The organism is Nonomuraea turkmeniaca (assembly GCF_005889735.1).
Taxonomy (GTDB): domain Bacteria; phylum Actinomycetota; class Actinomycetes; order Streptosporangiales; family Streptosporangiaceae; genus Nonomuraea; species Nonomuraea turkmeniaca.
In genome coordinates, this window is sequence record NZ_VCKY01000238.1 from 1 (window position 1) to 16,604 (window position 16,604).

Consider the following 16,604-nt stretch of genomic DNA (forward strand, 5'->3'; position numbering starts at 1 on the left):
GGCCCGCCCGGCGGCGGCGCACGACGCGGGCGCCGTTCGACCGCCGCCGCTACACGCTGCTGTGCCTGTGCGCGGCCGAGCTGCTCACCTCGCCGGTCACCACGATCGGAATGCTGGCCCAGCGGGTGGTGCAGGCGGCCGCGGTCGAGCCGGACGTGCCGGCGTTCGACCCGGTCAAGGGCGAGGAACGGGCGGCGTTCGTGGACGCGCTCAAGCTGCTCGAGCACTACGGCGCCGTCACGGCGATGGACGGGGCGACCGACTCCTACCTGAGCGACGAGGACGCCAAAGTGCTCTACCGGGTCGACACCACCCGTGTGATCAGGCTGCTCGCCGCGCCGGTGCCTCCGTCCCGGGTCGCCGACGGCGACCTCGCCGCGCTCACCGCGGAAACCCGGTACGGCGCCGACGAGCCGACCGAGACCCAGCGCAACCTGTGGGCCAGGCACTCGATCATCCGCCGCCTCCTCGACGAGCCCGTCGTCTACCGCGACGAGCTGAGCCCCGCCCAGTCCGCGTACGCGGACTCGCTCACCGGCCGCCAGATCATCCGCCGCGCCGCCGAGGAGGCCGGGTTCGTGCTGGAGGAACGCGCGGAGGGGTTCCTGCTCGTCGACTGCGACGCCACCGCCACGGACGCCAGGTTCCCCGACGACTCCAGCCACGCCAAGGTCGCCGCTCTGCTCCTGCTCGACCTGCTGGTCTCCGCCGGCCCCGTGACCGCGGCCCGGCTCGACGCCGAGGCGGCCGAGCTGCTGCGCCGCTTCCCCCAGTGGGCGAAGGCCTACCAGTCGGACGGCGGCGGGCCGCGGCTGGCCGCCGACGCGCTGGAGGTGCTCACGCTGTTCGGGCTGGCCCGCCGTACGGGTGACCAGGTCGCCGCCCTGCCCGCCGCCGCACGCTACCGGGTCGATCGTGGTACGGACCTCGTGGAGGATGACGCATGACAGTCACCGAGCTGGCACCCGGCGGCCCGGCCGCGCATGGGGGAGAGGGCCGCTGGACGCCCGTACGCGCCGGGATACTCAACGTCTGGCGCTACTACGACGAGGTGTTCGAGTTCCACCGGGGCAGGCTGCTGCTGCGCGGGCCCAACGGCAGCGGCAAGTCGAAGGTGCTGGAGCTGCTGCTGCCGTACGTGCTGGACGCCAGCCTGAAGCCGAGCAGGCTGTCCACGTTCGGCGGCACCGAGCGGACCATGCACTGGAACCTCATGGGCGACGGCGCCACCGGCACCACCCGGGTCGGGTACGTGTGGCTGGAGTTCCGGCACTCCGACGGGCGCTGGTTCACGTGCGGCGCCCGCCTCCAGGCCACCATCCACACCAAGAACGTCACCGCCAGCTATTTCACGACAGAGGCCCGCGTCGACACCCCGGACGGCATCCGGCTCAGCGGCGAAGGCGGCCAGCCTTTGACCAGGGCGCAGCTCGTCGATGAGCTCGGCACGGCCGGCAAGGTCCACGAGTCCGCCGACGCCTACCGCACCGTCGTCCGCCAGACGCTCTACCGGGGGCTCAACGAGCAGCGCTACGACTCGCTGCTCACTGCCCTGCGCCAGCTCCGCACCCCCAAGCTGTCCGAACGCCTCGACCCCGGCCTGCTGTCCGACCTGCTGTCCAGCGCCCTGCCACCGCTCGGCGAGGGCGAGATCCACGAGATCGCCGAAGGGTTCGAGCGGCTCGACCGGCAGCGTGAGGAGCTGCGCCTGCTCGACCGGGACGTGGAGGAGGCCGACAGGCTCGCCGCCCGGCAGCGCGGGTACGCCCAGCGTGTCCTGCGCACCGCCGCGGCCGCCGTGACCTCGGCCGGTCACACCATGGACACGCTCGCCGCCGAGGCCAAGGCCAAGCGGGAGGCGTTGAAGGGGGCCGAGGACGAGCTGCTGGCCGCGACGGCGCGGCTGGGGGAGGAGGAGGCCCAGGAGCTGGCCCTGGCGGCGCAGCTCGACGGGCTCAAGGAGAGCGAGGCGTACAAGGCCGGCAGCGATCTGCACCGGCTGCGCACTGAGGCGCAGACCACCCACGAGACGGCGGCGGGGCTGCGCGACCAGGCGGGGACGGCGGCCCGGTCCGCCGCCGCCAAGCAGGAGGCGGCGGCTCACGCCGAGGCCGCCGCCCGCACCGCCGCGGCCCTCGCCGACCGCGCCCGCGGCGAGGCCCGCCAGGCGGCCGAACGCGCCGGGCTGCTCGGGGTTCACGAGGAGAGCGAGCGCGCCACCGCCGCCTCCTCCGAGGGCGGGGAGCGAGGTGGCGGCGCACCGCATGGCGATCCGGAGGGCGGGGAGCGCGGTGGCGGCGCACCGCATGGCGACCCGGGCGGCGGGCGTGACGGTGAGGAGGCCGTGCGGCGGGCGCGGGAGCTGCTGCGGGCCGCCGTGACGAGCCGCGCCGCCCAGATCAGGGAGGTCAGGGCCGCGGCCCTGGGGCACGAGGAGGCGATCAACCGCCGCACCGCCGCCGAACACGACCGCGACCAGGCCAGGGAGGACCTCGCCACCGCCCGGCAGGCCCACGAGCAGGCCGGACGCGTCCGCGACGACCGTGCCCGCGACCTGGCCGCCGCCTTGGCCGAATGGGCGACCGGCTGCACCCAGCTCCGGCTCGACCCGGACGAGCTGGCCGACCTGGCGGACCGGTTCGAGCAGGCCGACGAGCTGGTCGGCACGGCCCGCACCACGGCCGCCGTGCGGCTGGCGGCAAGGGAGCAGGAGCTGACGACGTTCCGCGAGGGGCTCGTGGCCGAGCGGACCGAGCTGGCCAGGGAACGCGAGGGCCTCGACGGGCAGGGCGTGCTGGAGCCGCCCGCCCCGCACACCCGTACCCCCGCCGCCAGGGACGGGCGGCCGGGCGTGCCGCTGTGGCGGGCGGTGGCCTTCAGATCCGGCATCGACCTCGTCGCCCAGGCGGGGGTGGAGGCCGCCCTCGAGGCCGCGGGCCTGCTCGACCTGTGGCTGCTGCCCGACGGCGGGTTCGACGCGGGCGAGCACGACGCGTTCGCCGTGGCCGCGCTGTCGCGGCCCGCGCCCGGCTACAGCCTCGCCGACGTGCTGTGCACCGAGGCCGGCTCCCCGGCCCCGGCTGACCCGGTGTTGTCCGGGATCGCGTTCGCGCCCACCGCGCTGGGCGTCGACCATCCCGCCGCCATCGGCGCCGACGGCACCTGGCGGCTCGGCCCCGCCGCCGGCCGCTGGGTCAAGCCCGAGCCTTCCTACCTCGGCGCCGCCGCCCGCGAACGCGCGCGGCGGCGCCGCATCGCCGAGCTGGACGAGCGGCTCAGCGAGCTCGCGGGCCTGATCGCCGACTGCGACCACCTGTTCGCCGTGCTCGCGGGCGACCGCGACACGCTGGCCGCCGAGCTGCGGCGCCGACCCGACAGGAGACCGTACGCCGACGCGGTCCAGGCGCTGGACGGCGCGGTGAAGAAGGTGGCGCTGCTGGAGGACCAGCTGCGGGCGCAGGAGGGGCGGCTGCACGAGCGCGAGAAGGAGGCCGGCAGGTCGCTGCGGCGGCTCACCGAGCTGGCGGCGGGACATGCCCTGCCGACCGCGCTGCCCGCGCTGGACACGCTGGAGGAGGCGCTGCGCACCGCCGAGACGACGGGCGCCGTCTGGCACGACCGCCGCGGTGACGCCCGCGCCGCCCGCGATCGAGCCGACGCCGCCGCCGAGACGGCCGGCGAATACCAGGCGCTCGCGGTCAGGGCCGTCGAACGCGCCGAGGAGGCGGCGGCCGCCGCCGTCGTCCTGGCCGAGCGGCTGGCCGCCATCGAGTCCACGGTCGGCGTCGAGCACCTGCAGGTGCTCGAGCAACTGCAGCAGACCCAGGCCGCTTACCAGGCCTGCCGCCGTCTCATCAAGTCCGTCAACGACGACCTGGCCCGGCTCAACGCCCGGCTCGGCCGGCTCAAGGGCGAGCTGGGAATGGCCGAGGACAAGCATGCCGAGGCGGGCCGGGCACGGGACGCGGTGTCCGAACGGTTCCGCCGCCTGGCGGCCGGGCACCTGCCCGCGGACGCGCGGGTGCCCATCGAGCTGGCCCCGGACTCCGGGGTCCGGGCGGTGCTGGAGGCGGCCAGGGCCGTGGCCGAGCGGCTGGCGGCGGTGCCGTACGAGAACAAGAACGTCAAGGAGGCCGAGGCCCGGCTGCAGGACGCCTTCCACCACGCCAGGGAGATCCTCGCGAACCGGGCCGACCTGGAGCTGGCGCCGGACGACGACGTGCAGGTGCTGAGCGCCACCGTCGGCGGCGTCCGCGCGGGCGCGGCGGCGCTGAGCACGGCGCTGCGCAAGGAGCGCGACGAGCGGCGGTCGGACATCACGGAGGCGGAGCGGGACCTGTTCGACCGCACGCTGGCCGGTGACACGCGGCGGCATCTCGCCGACCGGATCAGGCAGGCGACGGCGCTGGTCGAGGGCATGAACCAACGCCTCGAACGGGTCCGCACCGCCTCCCGGGTGGCGGTGCGGCTGGTCTGGCAGGTCGACCCCGCCCAGTCGGCCGGCACGCGGGCCGCCCGCGACCTGCTGCTGCGCGATCCGGCCGGGTTGAACGAGGCCGACAGGGAGGCCCTGTACGTCTTCTTCAGGGACCGGGTGGAGGAGGCGCGGGCCGACAACTCCTCGGCGAGCTGGGAGGACCAGCTGATGAAGGTGCTCGACTACACGGCCTGGCACCGGTTCGTGGTCAAGCTCGATCGGGGGGACGGGCAGGGATGGCAGGATCTCACCAGGAAGTTGCACGGGGCGCTGTCGGGCGGGGAGAAGGCGATCGCGTTGCACCTGCCGTTGTTCGCGGCCGTGGCCGCGCACTATCGGACCGACCCCGGGTGTCCGCGGTTCATCCTGCTGGATGAGGTGTTCGTGGGGGTGGACCGGACGAATCGGGGGCAGGTGTTCGATCTGCTGGTGGATCTGGGGCTGGATCTCGTGCTCACGTCCGACCACGAGTGGTGCGAATACCGTGAGCTGGACGGGATCGCGATCCACCAGCTCATCACGGGGGACGGGGACGACGCGGTGACGACGGCCCGGTTCGTCTGGAACGGCTACCGAACGGTGGCCACCGAATGACCGCCCTCGCCTCCTAGGCCGAGCTGACCTGCGACGGCAAGCCCCCGCCCCGCCACACCGGCACCGTCGTACCTCTCAGCGCTCCGCCGGCTCGGCGAGCTGATCGGCCCAGGGCGGGTTGGCCCCCGCCACCGAGCACGTCAGTGCCGACACCCGCGCCGCGAACGCCGCCGCCTCCACGGCCGTGGCCAGATCGAGGGCGTCGAGCCGCCCACCCAGCAGCCCCTTCGCGCCGAGATGGTGCAGCAGCCCGGCAGTGAACGAGTCACCCGCGCCCACCGTGTCCACGACCTCGACCTTCGGCGCCGGCACGTCGGCGCGCTCGCCGTCCAGCGAGACGAGCGCACCCGCCGCCCCACGGGTGATGACGACCAGGCGGGCGCCCGCGGCGTGCCAGGTGTCGCAAGCACGGCCCATCGGCACGCCCGGCAGCAGGAACCCGAGGTCGTCGCCGCTGAGCTTGAGGATGTCGGTCCACTCGCACCACCGCTCGACCTGGTAGTCGTCCCTGGAGGCGAGGCTGGGCCGCACGTTCGGGTCGATCGAGATCGTGGCGTGCTCGGCCGCCGCCCGCGCGAACTCCTCGATCGCCGCCCCGCCCGGCTGCCTGACCAGCGCGAGCGAGCCCGTGTGCAGGCAGCCGGCGGCGCCGAGGCGGTCGCCGCCCTCGCCGGGCACGCCCAGCTCGTACGGCGTCCACTGCCAGTCGGCGGTGCCCTCGGCGTAGAAGGTGTACTCGGCCTGGCCGTGCCGGTCGAGGGCGGCGACCGCCAGCGTGCTCGGCTCCCCGGCCTCGACGCACGCCGACAGGTCCACGCCCGAGACGGCCAGATGCTCGCGGAACAGCCCGCCGAACACATCGCCCGAAATCCGGCCGAGAAACCGGGTGGGCGTGCCGAGCCGGGCCAGCGCCACCGCCGTGTTGGCGGGCCCGCCGCCGGGAAGCACCCGCAACGACAGCCCTCCCGCGGCGTCCGCGGGACGCCGGTCGGTGAAGCCGTCGGCGACGCATTCGCCCAAGACAGCGATCATCGGGCCTGCCTTTCCAACCCGTTGCCGATTTGTTACGGCACGAGGGCATTGACGTTTCTCGGATCGGAGTCCATCATCGCAGCACGGCGGATGTCAACGTTGACATATGTCATCGTTGACATTGAATCCCCCCAGATAGGAACCGCTCATGAACGTAAGAATTCCGGCAGGCCTGCTGATCACCGCCCTGCTCGTCACCGGCTGCGGAGGGGGCGGCGGCACCCAGACCGCGACCACCACACCCAAGGTCGGCCTGATCACCAAGACCGAGACGAACCCGTTCTTCGTCAAGATGAAAGAGGGCGCGCAGAAGTCCGCCCAGGCCAACGGCCTGGAGCTGATGACCGCCGCGGGCAAGTTCGACGGTGACAACGCCTCTCAGATCACCGCGATCGAGAACATGGTCGCCGCCGGGGTGAAGGGCATTCTCATCACGGCGAATGACACCAAGGCCATCGTCCCGGCGATCAAGAAGGCCCGCGACGCCGGCGTCCTGGTGATCGCGCTCGACACGCCCACCGAGCCGCAGGACGCCACGGACGCGCTGTTCGCCACCGACAACTTCAAGGCGGGCGAGCTGATCGGCCAGTACGCCAAGGCCGCCATGGCCGGCAAGCCGGCCAAGATCGCCACGCTGGACCTGGCCCCCGGCATCACGGTCGGCCAGCTCAGGCACGACGGCTTCCTGAAGGGGTTCGGCGTCCCGGCGGGCGACCCGTCCGTCGTCTGCTCCCAGGACACCCAGGGCGACCAGTCCAAGGGCCAGACCGCGATGGAGAACTGCCTGCAGAAGGCTCCTGACATCAACCTCGTCTACACCATCAACGAGCCCGCCGCGATGGGCGCGTACACCGCGTTGAAGGCCAAGGGTCGCGAGAAGGACGTGCTGATCGTCTCCGTGGACGGCGGCTGCGCCGGCGTCAAGGCCGTGCAGTCGGGCCAGATCGCCGCCACCAGCCAGCAGTACCCGCTCAAGATGGCCGAGGACGGCGTCAAGGCGGTGTCCGAGTTCGCCAAGAGCGGCAAGAAGGCCTCCGGTTACACCGACACCGGCGTCACCCTGGTCACCGACAAGTCCGTCTCCGGCGTCGAGGCCAAGGACACGGCCTTCGGCCTGGCCAACTGCTGGGGCTGACATGGCCGTCATGGAAGCGACGCTGCCGCGCCGCCTGATCACGACGCCGGTCGCGGGCCCCGCGATCGCGCTGGTGCTGGCCTGCCTGTTCTTCGCGCTGAACAGTCCCCAGTTCCTCACCGGCCCCAACTTCTCGCTGATCATCCAGCAGGTCATGGTGGTCGGCACGCTCGCCATCGGGCAGACCCTGATCATCCTCACCGCGGGCATCGACCTGGCCTGCGGCGCGATCATGGCGTTCGGCGGGATCGTGATGACCAAGCTGGCCGTGGACAGCGGCCTGCCGCCGCTGCTCGCGGTGGCCGCCGGGCTCGCCGTGTGCGCCGGGTTCGGGCTGGTCAACGGGTTGCTGGTGATGAAGATCTCGCTGCCGCCGTTCATCGTCACGCTGGGCATGCTGAACGTGGTCTTCGCCCTCACCCACATCTACTCGAACGAGCAGACGATCACGGACCTGCCGCCGCTGCTGACGTTCCTGGGGCAGACGTTCCAGATCGGGCAGACGAACGTCACGTACGGGTCGCTGCTGACGATCCTGCTGTTCCTGCTGTTCGCGTACCTGCTGGGATCCACTGCGTGGGGCCGGCACGTGTACGCGCTCGGCAACAGCCCCGAGGTGGCCCGCCTGACCGGCATCAGGACGGGGCGGCTGACCGTGGGCGTCTACACCCTCGCCGGTCTCGTGTACGGCATCGCGGCCCTGCTGCTCGTCTCCCGTACCGGGGTCGGCGACCCGCAGGCCGGCCAGACGGACAACCTCGACAGCATCACCGCGGTCGTGCTCGGCGGGACGAGCCTGTTCGGCGGGCGCGGCCTGGTGATCGGCACGCTCGTGGGCGCCCTCATCGTGGGGGTGTTCCGCAACGGCCTGCAGCTGATGGGCGTACCGTCGATTTACCAGACGCTCATCACCGGCGTCCTCGTGATCCTCGCCGTCGCCGTCGACCAGCTCTCCCGCAGGAGGAACCGATGACCACCCCGGTGCTCCAGGCCCGCGGCCTGGTCAAGCGGTACGGCCACGTGACCGCGCTCGACGGCGCCGACTTCGACCTGATGCCCGGCGAGGTGCTCGCCGTCATCGGCGACAACGGCGCCGGCAAGACCAGCCTGATCAAGGCCCTGACCGGCGCGCTGGAGCCCGACTCCGGCGAGATCATGCTCGACGGCAAGCCGGTGCGCTTCCGATCGCCGATCGACGCCCGCCGGCACGGCATCGAGACCGTCTACCAGGACCTCGCGGTGGCGGCGTCGCTCGACATCGCCACGAACATGTTCCTCGGCCGCGAAGTGCGCAAGCCCGGCATCCTCGGCAGGGTCTTCCGCATGCTGGACAAGAAGCACATGCGCGAGGAGTCGGCCAAGCACATGGCCAGCCTCAAGATCGGGTTGCGTTCGCTCACCCAGCCGGTCGAGTCGCTGTCCGGCGGGCAGCGGCAGGGCGTGGCCGTGGCCAGGGCGGTGGCGTGGGCCACCCACGTCGTCGTCATGGACGAGCCCACCGCGGCTCTCGGTGTGAAGGAGTCCGGCCAGGTGCTCGACATGATCAGGCGGGTCCGCGACGGCGGCACGCCGGTCGTGCTGATCAGCCACAACATGCCGCACGTGTTCGAGATCGCCGACCGCATCCACGTCCAGCGCCTCGGCCGCAGGGTCGCCCAGATCAAGCCGGGCGACCACAACATGGCCGAGGTGGTGGCCATCATGACCGGGGCGCTCCAGGTGACGGAGGGCAAGGCGGTGGTGGCGGACAAGGGCGCGGCAGAGGCGATCGGCCTGTCCTGACGGATGATCGGCGGCCACTAGCATGGCTCAAATGCGGCGTCCGACGATGACAGACGTGGCCCGCGAGGTCGGGGTCACGGCGAAGACGGTCTCGCGGGTGCTCAACGACGACGGCCCGGTCGCCGTCGAGACCCGCGAACGCGTCATGGAGGCCGTCAGGAAGCTGGGCTACCAGCCCAACCTGATGGCCCGCAACATGCGGGTCGGCGCGCGCGACGCCGCGATCGGCCTGGTCATCCCCGAGATGGGCAACCCGTTCTTCGGCATGGTCGCGGGCGGCGTCGAGAGTGTCGTACGCGCCCGCGGCCTCACCCTGATCGTCGGCTCCTCCAGCGAGTCGGCCGACCTGGAGCAGTCGCTGATCGCGACCTTCCTGGCCCGCCGGGTGAGCGCTCTCATGGTGGTGCCCTCGGCCACCAGCGACCACCGTCACCTGCGTACCGAACGGGTGGCCGGCCTGCCCATCGTCTTCCTGGACCGCCCCGCCGTCGGCCTGACCGCGGACTGTGTGGTCAGCGCCAACAGGGAGGGCGCCAGGGCCGGGGTCGCCCACCTGATCGCCCACGGCCACCGCCGGATCGGCTTCATCGGCGACCTCCCGGCCACCCTCTACACCCGCCGCGAACGTTTCCAGGGCTACCGCGACGCCCTCGACGACGCCGGCGTGCCCTTCGACCGATCCTTAGTGGAAACCGGGCACGACCAGGAGGCCGCCCAGGCCGCCGCCGTGCGTCTCCTCGCCCTCCCCGTCCCCCCGACCGCCCTGTTCGCCGCCAACAACCTGGCTTCGATGGGCGCGGTGCTGGCCCTGTCCCGAGCGGGCCGAAGAGACGTGGCCCTGGTCGGCTTCGACGATCTTCCCCTGGCCGAATGCCTGGACCCGCCGTTGACGGTCGTGGCCCAGGATCCGGAGGGGATGGGGGTGGCGGCGGCGGAGCTCGTGCTGGCCAGGTTGGACGGCGACAAGTCGAAGGCCCAGCGCGCCCTGGTCTCCACCCGCCTCCTCATCCGCGGCTCCGGCGAAGTCCCCGCATCCCGGTAGCGGCCCCGTCAGGCCGGAGGGGGTGCGCCGCGGGCTGTCCTTGGCCGACCATGGGAGGTGTGATCGTGCGTACATGGCGGGGATGGACCCGCTCGTCCCAGGCCACCGCCTACGAGGAGTACCTGCTGCGGACCGGATTCCAGGGTTATACCGGCACACCGGGGAACCGGGGCGCCTACTTCACGAGGCGGGAGGTCGAGGGGGACAGGACCGAGTTCTTCCTGATCTCGCTCTGGGAGTCGTGGGAGGCGATCAGGGCGTTCGCGGGAGACGACCCCGCGCAGGCCGTGTTCTACGCCTCCGACGACGAGTTCCTCGTGGACAAGGAGACCACGGTGGAGCACTACGAGGTGTTCGCGAGCGCGTGACGGAGGAACCACGCGACGACGAGGGCCTGGAGCCGAGCGAACCCAGGTCGACGTGCGCGGCGAAGGCGGCGTCGTCGTGTGCCGTTCATGTGCGTCGCTCCGTGTCAGACTGCGGGTATGACCCACACCCATGACGAGGACCCGGCGTGTGAGGTGGCCCACAGCGAGGCTCCCGCGGAGGAGGCCGGGCGGACGCTGGTCGCCGTCTTCGCCTCCCCGGTCGCCGACTGCCTGCTGAGGTTCGGCGCCGAGCTCGGTTTCCGCACGATCCTTCTCGAGCCCGATCCTGGGCGTCGCCCCGGCGGGTTCGCGGCGGTGCCCGAGATCGGCGACTACGTCGACGCCACGGCCGATGTGGTGCTCACCGACCATCACCGCGAGGAGATCGGCCCCCTTCTCCGCGACCTGCTCAAGTCGCCCGCCCGGTGGATCGGCATCATGGGCAGTCCCCGCCATACCGGGCCGCACGTGCAGGCGCTGGCCGACCTCGGTGTGCCGCCGGAGGAGATCGCCCGCGTGCACCGGCCCATCGGGCTCAACATCGGCTCACGTACTCCTCCCGAGATCGCCCTCGCCACCCTGGCCGGCCTGATCGCCGACCGCAACGGCCGCCCGGGCGGCTTCGCCTTCTGAGGGGGCGTACGATGCGCGGCCGTCAGGAATGCGGGAGAAATGCGGCGTAGTCGCTGGGCAGCTGGGCCGTCACATCGAAGAACTCCTCGCTGGGGATCGACTCGCGCAACGTCATGAAGACGGCCCGAGCGTGTTCGCGGGCCACCTCCGGTGAGACGTTCTCGCGCTCGGCGATCCGGAGTACGAACTCCTCCACCGGCATGCGGGTCGCCTTCGCGCTCACGCCGCGCTTCAGCGGCGCGTGCAGCTGGACGGGCAGCCGGTTGATCAAGTCCTCGACCTCGCCAGGGGTGATGCGCTCGGCCAGCGTTTCCAATGCCGCCTCGGTGGCGCGGTGCGCGCCGGCACGGTGGAGGCCGGCGCGTTCGGCCACCGCGTCCAGGAATCGCCCGGCGGGGACGATGTCGACGCGCCGTCGCTGGGCCTCGGCGACCAGGGGCGCGAAGTCGTGCGGGAGGTCGGCCGTCATGTCGGCGATCGCGTCGGGGCTCACTGTCTGGCCGAGCGCCCAGAAGACGGCGCGAGCGTGCCGGTCGGCCGTTTCGTGGTCCACGCCCTCGCGTTCGGCCACGCGGCGCAGGAACTCGGCGGCGTCGAAGGGCTCGGGGTCGCTCTCGGTGTGGAGCAGCCGCATCATCTCCGGTGAGACCTCGCCCATCAGATCACGGCTCTGGCCCTTCGACAGCCGCTCGGAGAGGGTGCGGAGCGTGGCTTCCACGGCGCGGCCGGCGGCCTGGGCGCCACCCTGTCCGATCCGCTGTTCCACGATCTTGATGAACTGCTCGTCATCCATGTCCACTCCCCGTAGCGGCACCGTTACTTCTGATCGGCTACCCGGAATGGACATCATCACCCGCGCGTGCGCGCGCCCCGGCCTCCCGCAGGGGCGCGCGCCGGTTCCGCGGGTTACCGCTCGACCGTGAAGTGCCCGGTGAGCGGCCCCAGATCGATGGTGTACGTGCCGGGCTCGGCGCGCCGCACCTCGAACGTGACCCACGTGCCGCGGCCGGCCGGAACGGGTAGGCCGCGCCGCTGGTCCACCTCGCCGTTCACGCGCAGCACGGCCGCGTACTCGCCGTCCTGCTCGCCCACGTTCTTCACCCACGCCTTGACCCGCACCCGGCCGGCGCGGGAGACCTCCGGCGTCACGTCCAGATCGCTCACCGCGAAGAGCGCCTCGGGGCCGGCGACCCGGTCGTGCAGGAACACGTCGCTGCGCCGGTTGGTGTCGCCTTCGACGAGGTTGACCGAGGTGCTCTCGTACACCACGTACCTGCCGTCGTCGCTGATCGACGGCAGGTCGGACCAGCCGTCACCGTCGGCTCCCTTCGGTGCGGCCGAGACGCGTTCGGTGACGCCGGTCGCGAGATTGCGGACGAACACGTCGTTGAAGCGGTTCGTGTCGCCGGCGGCCAGCTTGGCCGAGTCGCTGTAGAAGGCGACCGTCCGGCCGTCGGCGCTGAGGCTGGGGGCGAAGGATATGCCGTCGGCCTCACTGCCGTCAGCGGCCACCGACACCAGCTCGGACGTGCGCGCGGCCAGGTCGTGCACGTACAGCTGGCCGAGGCCCACGCCGTTGCTGAAGGCCACGTGCCGGCCGCCGGCGCTGATCACCGGCCCGGTGGTGGCCGTGTCCGGGTGCGGGCCCGTGACGCGCTCCACCGTGCCGGTCTGCCGGTCGCGGACGAAGACGTCGATCTCGCCGTTGGAGTCCCCGGGCACCACCGTGGAGACGTCGCTCTGGAAGGCGACGTACCGGCCGTCCGCGCTGATCGTGGCCTCGCGCGAGTTCCCGTCGAGCTGGGCGCCGTCCACCGCGACGGAGATCCGCTCGGTGCTGCCCGCCTGGCGGTCGCGGACGAACACGTCGGTGCGGTCGTTCGTGTCGCCGGGCACCAGGTTGGCCGCGTCGCTGATGAACACCGCGAAGCGGCCGTCAGCGCTCAGGCGCGGCGAGCCGGACAGCCCGTCTCCCTGGGCGCCCTCGGACGACACCGAGACCCGCTCCGTCGTACCGGTCTGCCGGTCGTGGACGAACGCGTCGGTCTGCCCGTTCGTGTCACCGGCCACGAGGTTCGTCGCACCGCTGTTGAAGCCGGCGAAGCGGCCGTTCCCGCTGATCGTCGGCGAGAGCGAGAAGCCGTCGGACAGGCCGCCGCCGGACGGCACCGAGATCCGTTCGGTCGTCCGGGTACGCAGGTCGGTGGCGAAGATGTCCAGCTCGCCGTTGGTGTCGCCGTCTCCCAGGTTGGAGGCCGGGCTGGCGAAGACCACCACGCTGCCGTCGCCGCTCAGCTCCGGCCACCACGCGTCGCTGTTGGGCTGCCGCCCGTCCGAGCCCAGCGACACCCGCTCGGTGGCGGGCCGCCGCGGCAGCGTCAGGTCGGCGGTCTTGCTGCCCACGGAGGTCGGTACGGGCTCCGACCTGGACACGCCGGGGGCCTGCGCGGCGATCCGGTAGTCGCCGTAGGGGACGTTCTCGATCACGTACCGGCCGTCCCTGTCCGTCGTCGCGGCCAGCCGGTCCGGCACGTCGAGCACCGTCACCGTGGCGCCGGGTACGCTCGCCCCGGTCGGGCCGTACACCACCCGTCCCGCGATCGTGCCCCACCGCGTGCGTTCCATGGCCGGGCTCATGTCGGAGAGGCGGTCGGCGACTACGGGCACGGTGGCGTGTTGCTCCTGGTAGCCGAACCTCGACAGCGTGAGCTCGTGCGTGCCGGCGGGCAGCCGCAGCTCGAAGCGGCCGTCCGCGCCGGTCTGGACGGCGCGGCCGTCCGCCCTGGCGACCGTCACGCCGGCCAGCGGGCGGCGGGTGCGCTCGTCGATGACCGTGCCCCGCACGCCGCTCTTGAGCGCCGCCTCGGCGACGGCGGCATAGGCGTCGATCCGGCCGTGGCCGACGCGCTGGTTCGGGCGCGGGCCGTAGCGGTCGTCGGCGACCGACGTGCCCGACAGGATCTCCAGCGCCGCGTCCACGCCCAGGTCGGGGCGGGCCTCGCGCATCAGCGCGACCGTGCCCGCCACGTGGGGGGTGGCCATCGAGGTGCCGTCCATCGTGCCGTACTCGCCGCCGGGCAGGGCCGACAGCACCTCCACGCCCGGTGCCGACACATCCGGCACGACGTACGAGTCCGGCCATTCGGCGGGCGCCGCGAACCAATCCCCCCGCTTGACCACGCCGCCGCAGGAGAACTCCGGCACCTCGTCGTTGACGTCGGTCGCGCCCACGGACACGGCCTCGTACACGTTGCCCGGGCTGCCGGACTGACCTGGCGCGCAGTCGTTGCCGATGGCGAAGGCGGGGAATGCGCCGGCGAGGTAGATGTTCCTGGTCGGCTCGATCAGCTCATCGGCGTACCCCTCCGCGCCCAGCGACATGTTGATCACATCGGCGGGCCGGCCCGCCGGGGTGCCGTCAGCCGCGTACGGGGCCAGCGCCCACTGCATGCCGGCGATCACCTGGGCGAGCGTGCCCCGTCCGCCGGGGATGACCAGCCCGGCCATCAGCTCGGCGCCGGGCGCCACGCCGATCTGCTCGCCGGACGCGTTCCCGCCCGCGATCGTGCCCGCCACATGTGTGCCGTGGTAGCTGCTGTCGTGCGGCTCGGTCGCCACCGGCTTGCCGTCCGGGCCGAACTCGATCCAGCCGCCCGGGTGCTTCGGATCCGTCGCGTCGGCGCTGGCGAGCCTGCCCTTCAGGTCGGGGTGGGCGATGTCCACGCCGGTGTCCAGCACCGCGACGCGTACGCCCTTGCCGGTGACGCCGCGCTCCGTCCGCACCCGGTCGGCGCCGATCTTCGCGATGCCCCACGTCGTGGCCTGCGCCCCGGGGGCGGCGCTCTTCTCCGCGCTCCTTTCTGGGCTCTCTTGCGGGCTCTTTTCCGGCTCTGGGGCGGTGAGGGTGAAGTTCGGGATGATGCGGTCGACCAGGTCGAGTGCCGCCAGCGCCTCCAGGGTGTCGGGTGTGGCGCGCACCAGGACCATGTTCTTCAGCCAGAACGTGTTGAGCACCTGGTCGCCGCGCGATTCGACAAGGTGGACGACGGGGTCCTGGATGGCCTCGGCGCTCGCGGCCAGCTCGGCCCGCGCCGCGGCGCGGCTCTGCGTGGCCTCGAGCGTGGGGGGTGGGGTGCGCAGGACGACGGCGGCCTCGACGCGGCCGCTCCGCAGCTGTGCGGTCAGCTTGGGGTCGATCTTGGGGCCTGGCTCCGGAGCCGAGCTCGCGGCCGCCGGGGTTTGGGGCGTCGCCAGCGTGCTCAGCAGGACGGCCGATAAGAGGGCCGAGAGCATCAGGCGTCGCCTAGGGGAACGGCGGGGGGATGGCGGCATGACGCTCCTTCGTTCAGGTGCCGCAGGAAACTGCTGCTCATGAACGCTGACATTTCCGGCTATTTCCTGACAAGATCAGTTGGTGACGACTTTCTGTCACATGACGTAAACCCGACACGAAGGAGGGCGGGTCGTGCTGGAGGCGATCGGCCTCGGGCCCCAGGACGAGGAGGTGTACGACGCGCTCGTCCGCCGTACCCAGGCCACGGTGACGGAGATCGTCCACGACTGCCATCTCCCGGCGTCGGCCGCCAGGCGCATCCTGCAGTCGCTGGTCGAGCTGGGACTGGCCACCCGTTCGACCGGGCGGCCCGTGCGCTACGTCGCCGTCTCGCCCGACAGCAGCCTGGAGGCCATCCTGCGCGAGCGCGAACGTCAGCTGGACGGCGTGCGCACGCACATCAGGGCGCTCATGGACGTCTACCGCGCCAGCACCCGGTTCGCCCATCCCGGCGAGCTGATCGAGGTGGTCTCGGGGCGTGACGAGGTCAACCACCGGTGGGTGCAACTGCAGCAGGACACGCGGTTCCAGATGCGCGGGTTCGACCGGCCGCCGTACGCCGACCCGCAGGAGCACACCGAGTCCAACCCGGTCGAGCTTCAACTGCTCAAACGGGGCGTGAAGTACCGCGTGGTCTACGACACCAGCGTGCTGGAGCTGCCCGGCTGGCTGGAGGACGTCACGGCCGGGATGCGGCACGGCGAGCAGGCCAGGATCGCCGCGGACCTGCCGATGAAGCTGGCCATCTCCGACGACCGGCTGGCGATCATCCCGTTGCTGCGGGCCGGGGACAGCGTGGTCGCGGCGTCGTACCTGATCCATGCGTCGCCGCTGCTGGACGCGCTGTGCGCGCTCTTCGAGGCGGTGTGGGAGCGCAGCGTGCCGGTCCGGCTCACCGGGTCGGGGGTGGAGACGTCACCGGACGGCGGGGAGCTGTCGCGGGACGAGGAGCGGCTGCTCACGCTGCTGGCGTCGGGCGCGACCGACAAGGCCGCAGGGCGGGCGCTGGGGTGGAGCGAGCGTACGGTGCAGCGGCACATCACCAAGCTGATGCGCCGGCTCGGGGCGCGGACCCGCTTCCAGATCGCCATGGAGGCTACGCGCCGCGGCTGGATCTGAGCCGAACCGAGGGGACGGCGTCACACCGCCGGCAGGCGACCCGGGCGGGCGGCGTCACGGGCGGGCGGCGTCACGGGGGTGTGGTGGCG

At 72.3% G+C, this 16,604-nt stretch carries 12 protein-coding genes; 9 read left to right on the forward strand and 3 right to left on the reverse strand.

All coding sequences use genetic code 11. The annotated features are described in order from the left end of the window. Window positions 1-947, forward strand: a 947-nt coding sequence (locus tag ETD86_RS43875) for a TIGR02678 family protein (RefSeq protein WP_138672553.1), incomplete at its 5' end; no start/stop codon positions are given. Continuing rightward, entirely contained in the window at window positions 944-5,071 is a 4,128-nt protein-coding gene (locus ETD86_RS43880) for a TIGR02680 family protein (protein WP_138672554.1), read from the forward strand. The genes ETD86_RS43875 and ETD86_RS43880, both read left to right, overlap by 4 nt. A 75-nt stretch (window positions 5,072-5,146) precedes the next feature. On the opposite strand, the gene ETD86_RS43885 is transcribed toward ETD86_RS43880, so the two are convergent. Beyond that, complete coding sequence (locus tag ETD86_RS43885) at window positions 5,147-6,103, reverse strand: carbohydrate kinase family protein (RefSeq protein WP_138672555.1); 957 nt, start codon at window positions 6,101-6,103, stop codon at window positions 5,147-5,149. Between the two features lie 148 nt (window positions 6,104-6,251). Between ETD86_RS43885 and ETD86_RS43890 the strand changes: the two genes are divergently transcribed. From ETD86_RS43890 to ETD86_RS43915, 6 genes are all read left to right on the forward strand, one after another. Continuing rightward, a complete protein-coding gene (locus tag ETD86_RS43890) occupies window positions 6,252-7,238 on the forward strand; it encodes a sugar ABC transporter substrate-binding protein (RefSeq protein WP_138672556.1) in 987 nt (328 codons plus the stop codon). 10 nt (window positions 7,239-7,248) lie between these two features. Continuing rightward, window positions 7,249-8,211 carry an ABC transporter permease gene (locus tag ETD86_RS43895; protein WP_211370688.1) on the forward strand — a complete coding sequence of 321 codons (963 nt, stop codon included), beginning with the start codon at window positions 7,249-7,251 and terminating at the stop codon, window positions 8,209-8,211. After that, complete coding sequence (locus tag ETD86_RS43900) at window positions 8,208-9,020, forward strand: ATP-binding cassette domain-containing protein (RefSeq protein ID WP_138672558.1); 813 nt, start codon at window positions 8,208-8,210, stop codon at window positions 9,018-9,020. The genes ETD86_RS43895 and ETD86_RS43900 overlap by 4 nt, the downstream gene beginning before the upstream one ends. A gap of 31 nt (window positions 9,021-9,051) precedes the next feature. Then, entirely contained in the window at window positions 9,052-10,062 is a 1,011-nt protein-coding gene (locus tag ETD86_RS43905; protein WP_211370689.1) for a LacI family DNA-binding transcriptional regulator, read from the forward strand. 59 nt (window positions 10,063-10,121) lie between these two features. Then, entirely contained in the window at window positions 10,122-10,430 is a 309-nt protein-coding gene (locus ETD86_RS43910) for a hypothetical protein (protein WP_138672560.1), read from the forward strand. A 117-nt stretch (window positions 10,431-10,547) separates the two neighbouring features. After that, the gene (locus tag ETD86_RS43915; RefSeq protein ID WP_138672561.1) at window positions 10,548-11,063 is read left to right on the forward strand and encodes an XdhC family protein; all 516 of its coding nucleotides are present in this window, start codon (window positions 10,548-10,550) and stop codon (window positions 11,061-11,063) included. Window positions 11,064-11,085: 22 nt separating this feature from the next. Here the strand turns inward: ETD86_RS43915 and ETD86_RS43920 are convergent, their stop codons facing one another. Together ETD86_RS43920 and ETD86_RS43925 are read right to left on the reverse strand one after the other, a co-directional pair. Beyond that, window positions 11,086-11,856: a DUF2267 domain-containing protein gene (locus ETD86_RS43920; RefSeq protein WP_170223585.1), complete on the reverse strand. Its 771-nt coding sequence runs from the start codon at window positions 11,854-11,856 to the stop codon at window positions 11,086-11,088. 113 nt (window positions 11,857-11,969) lie between these two features. Beyond that, window positions 11,970-15,356 carry a S8 family serine peptidase gene (locus ETD86_RS43925; protein ID WP_170223586.1) on the reverse strand — a complete coding sequence of 1,129 codons (3,387 nt, stop codon included), beginning with the start codon at window positions 15,354-15,356 and terminating at the stop codon, window positions 11,970-11,972. 172 nt (window positions 15,357-15,528) lie between these two features. Here ETD86_RS43925 and ETD86_RS43930 point away from each other — a divergent pair, with 172 nt between their 5' ends. Next, entirely contained in the window at window positions 15,529-16,515 is a 987-nt protein-coding gene (locus ETD86_RS43930; RefSeq protein WP_138672564.1) for a helix-turn-helix transcriptional regulator, read from the forward strand. The last annotated feature ends 89 nt before the right edge of the window (window positions 16,516-16,604 follow it).

Coding starts and splice junctions, on each gene's coding strand:
- ETD86_RS43900 (WP_138672558.1), top strand. CDS start 8,208: ATGACCACCCCGGTGCTCCAGGCCCGCGGCCTGGTCAAGCGGTACGGC.
- ETD86_RS43905 (WP_211370689.1), top strand. CDS start 9,052: ATGCGGCGTCCGACGATGACAGACGTGGCCCGCGAGGTCGGGGTCACG.
- ETD86_RS43885 (WP_138672555.1), bottom strand. CDS start 6,103: ATGATCGCTGTCTTGGGCGAATGCGTCGCCGACGGCTTCACCGACCGG.
- ETD86_RS43880 (WP_138672554.1), top strand. CDS start 944: ATGACAGTCACCGAGCTGGCACCCGGCGGCCCGGCCGCGCATGGGGGA.
- ETD86_RS43925 (WP_170223586.1), bottom strand. CDS start 15,356: ATGCTCTCGGCCCTCTTATCGGCCGTCCTGCTGAGCACGCTGGCGACG.
- ETD86_RS43895 (WP_211370688.1), top strand. CDS start 7,249: ATGGAAGCGACGCTGCCGCGCCGCCTGATCACGACGCCGGTCGCGGGC.
- ETD86_RS43920 (WP_170223585.1), bottom strand. CDS start 11,856: ATGGATGACGAGCAGTTCATCAAGATCGTGGAACAGCGGATCGGACAG.
- ETD86_RS43915 (WP_138672561.1), top strand. CDS start 10,548: ATGACCCACACCCATGACGAGGACCCGGCGTGTGAGGTGGCCCACAGC.
- ETD86_RS43890 (WP_138672556.1), top strand. CDS start 6,252: ATGAACGTAAGAATTCCGGCAGGCCTGCTGATCACCGCCCTGCTCGTC.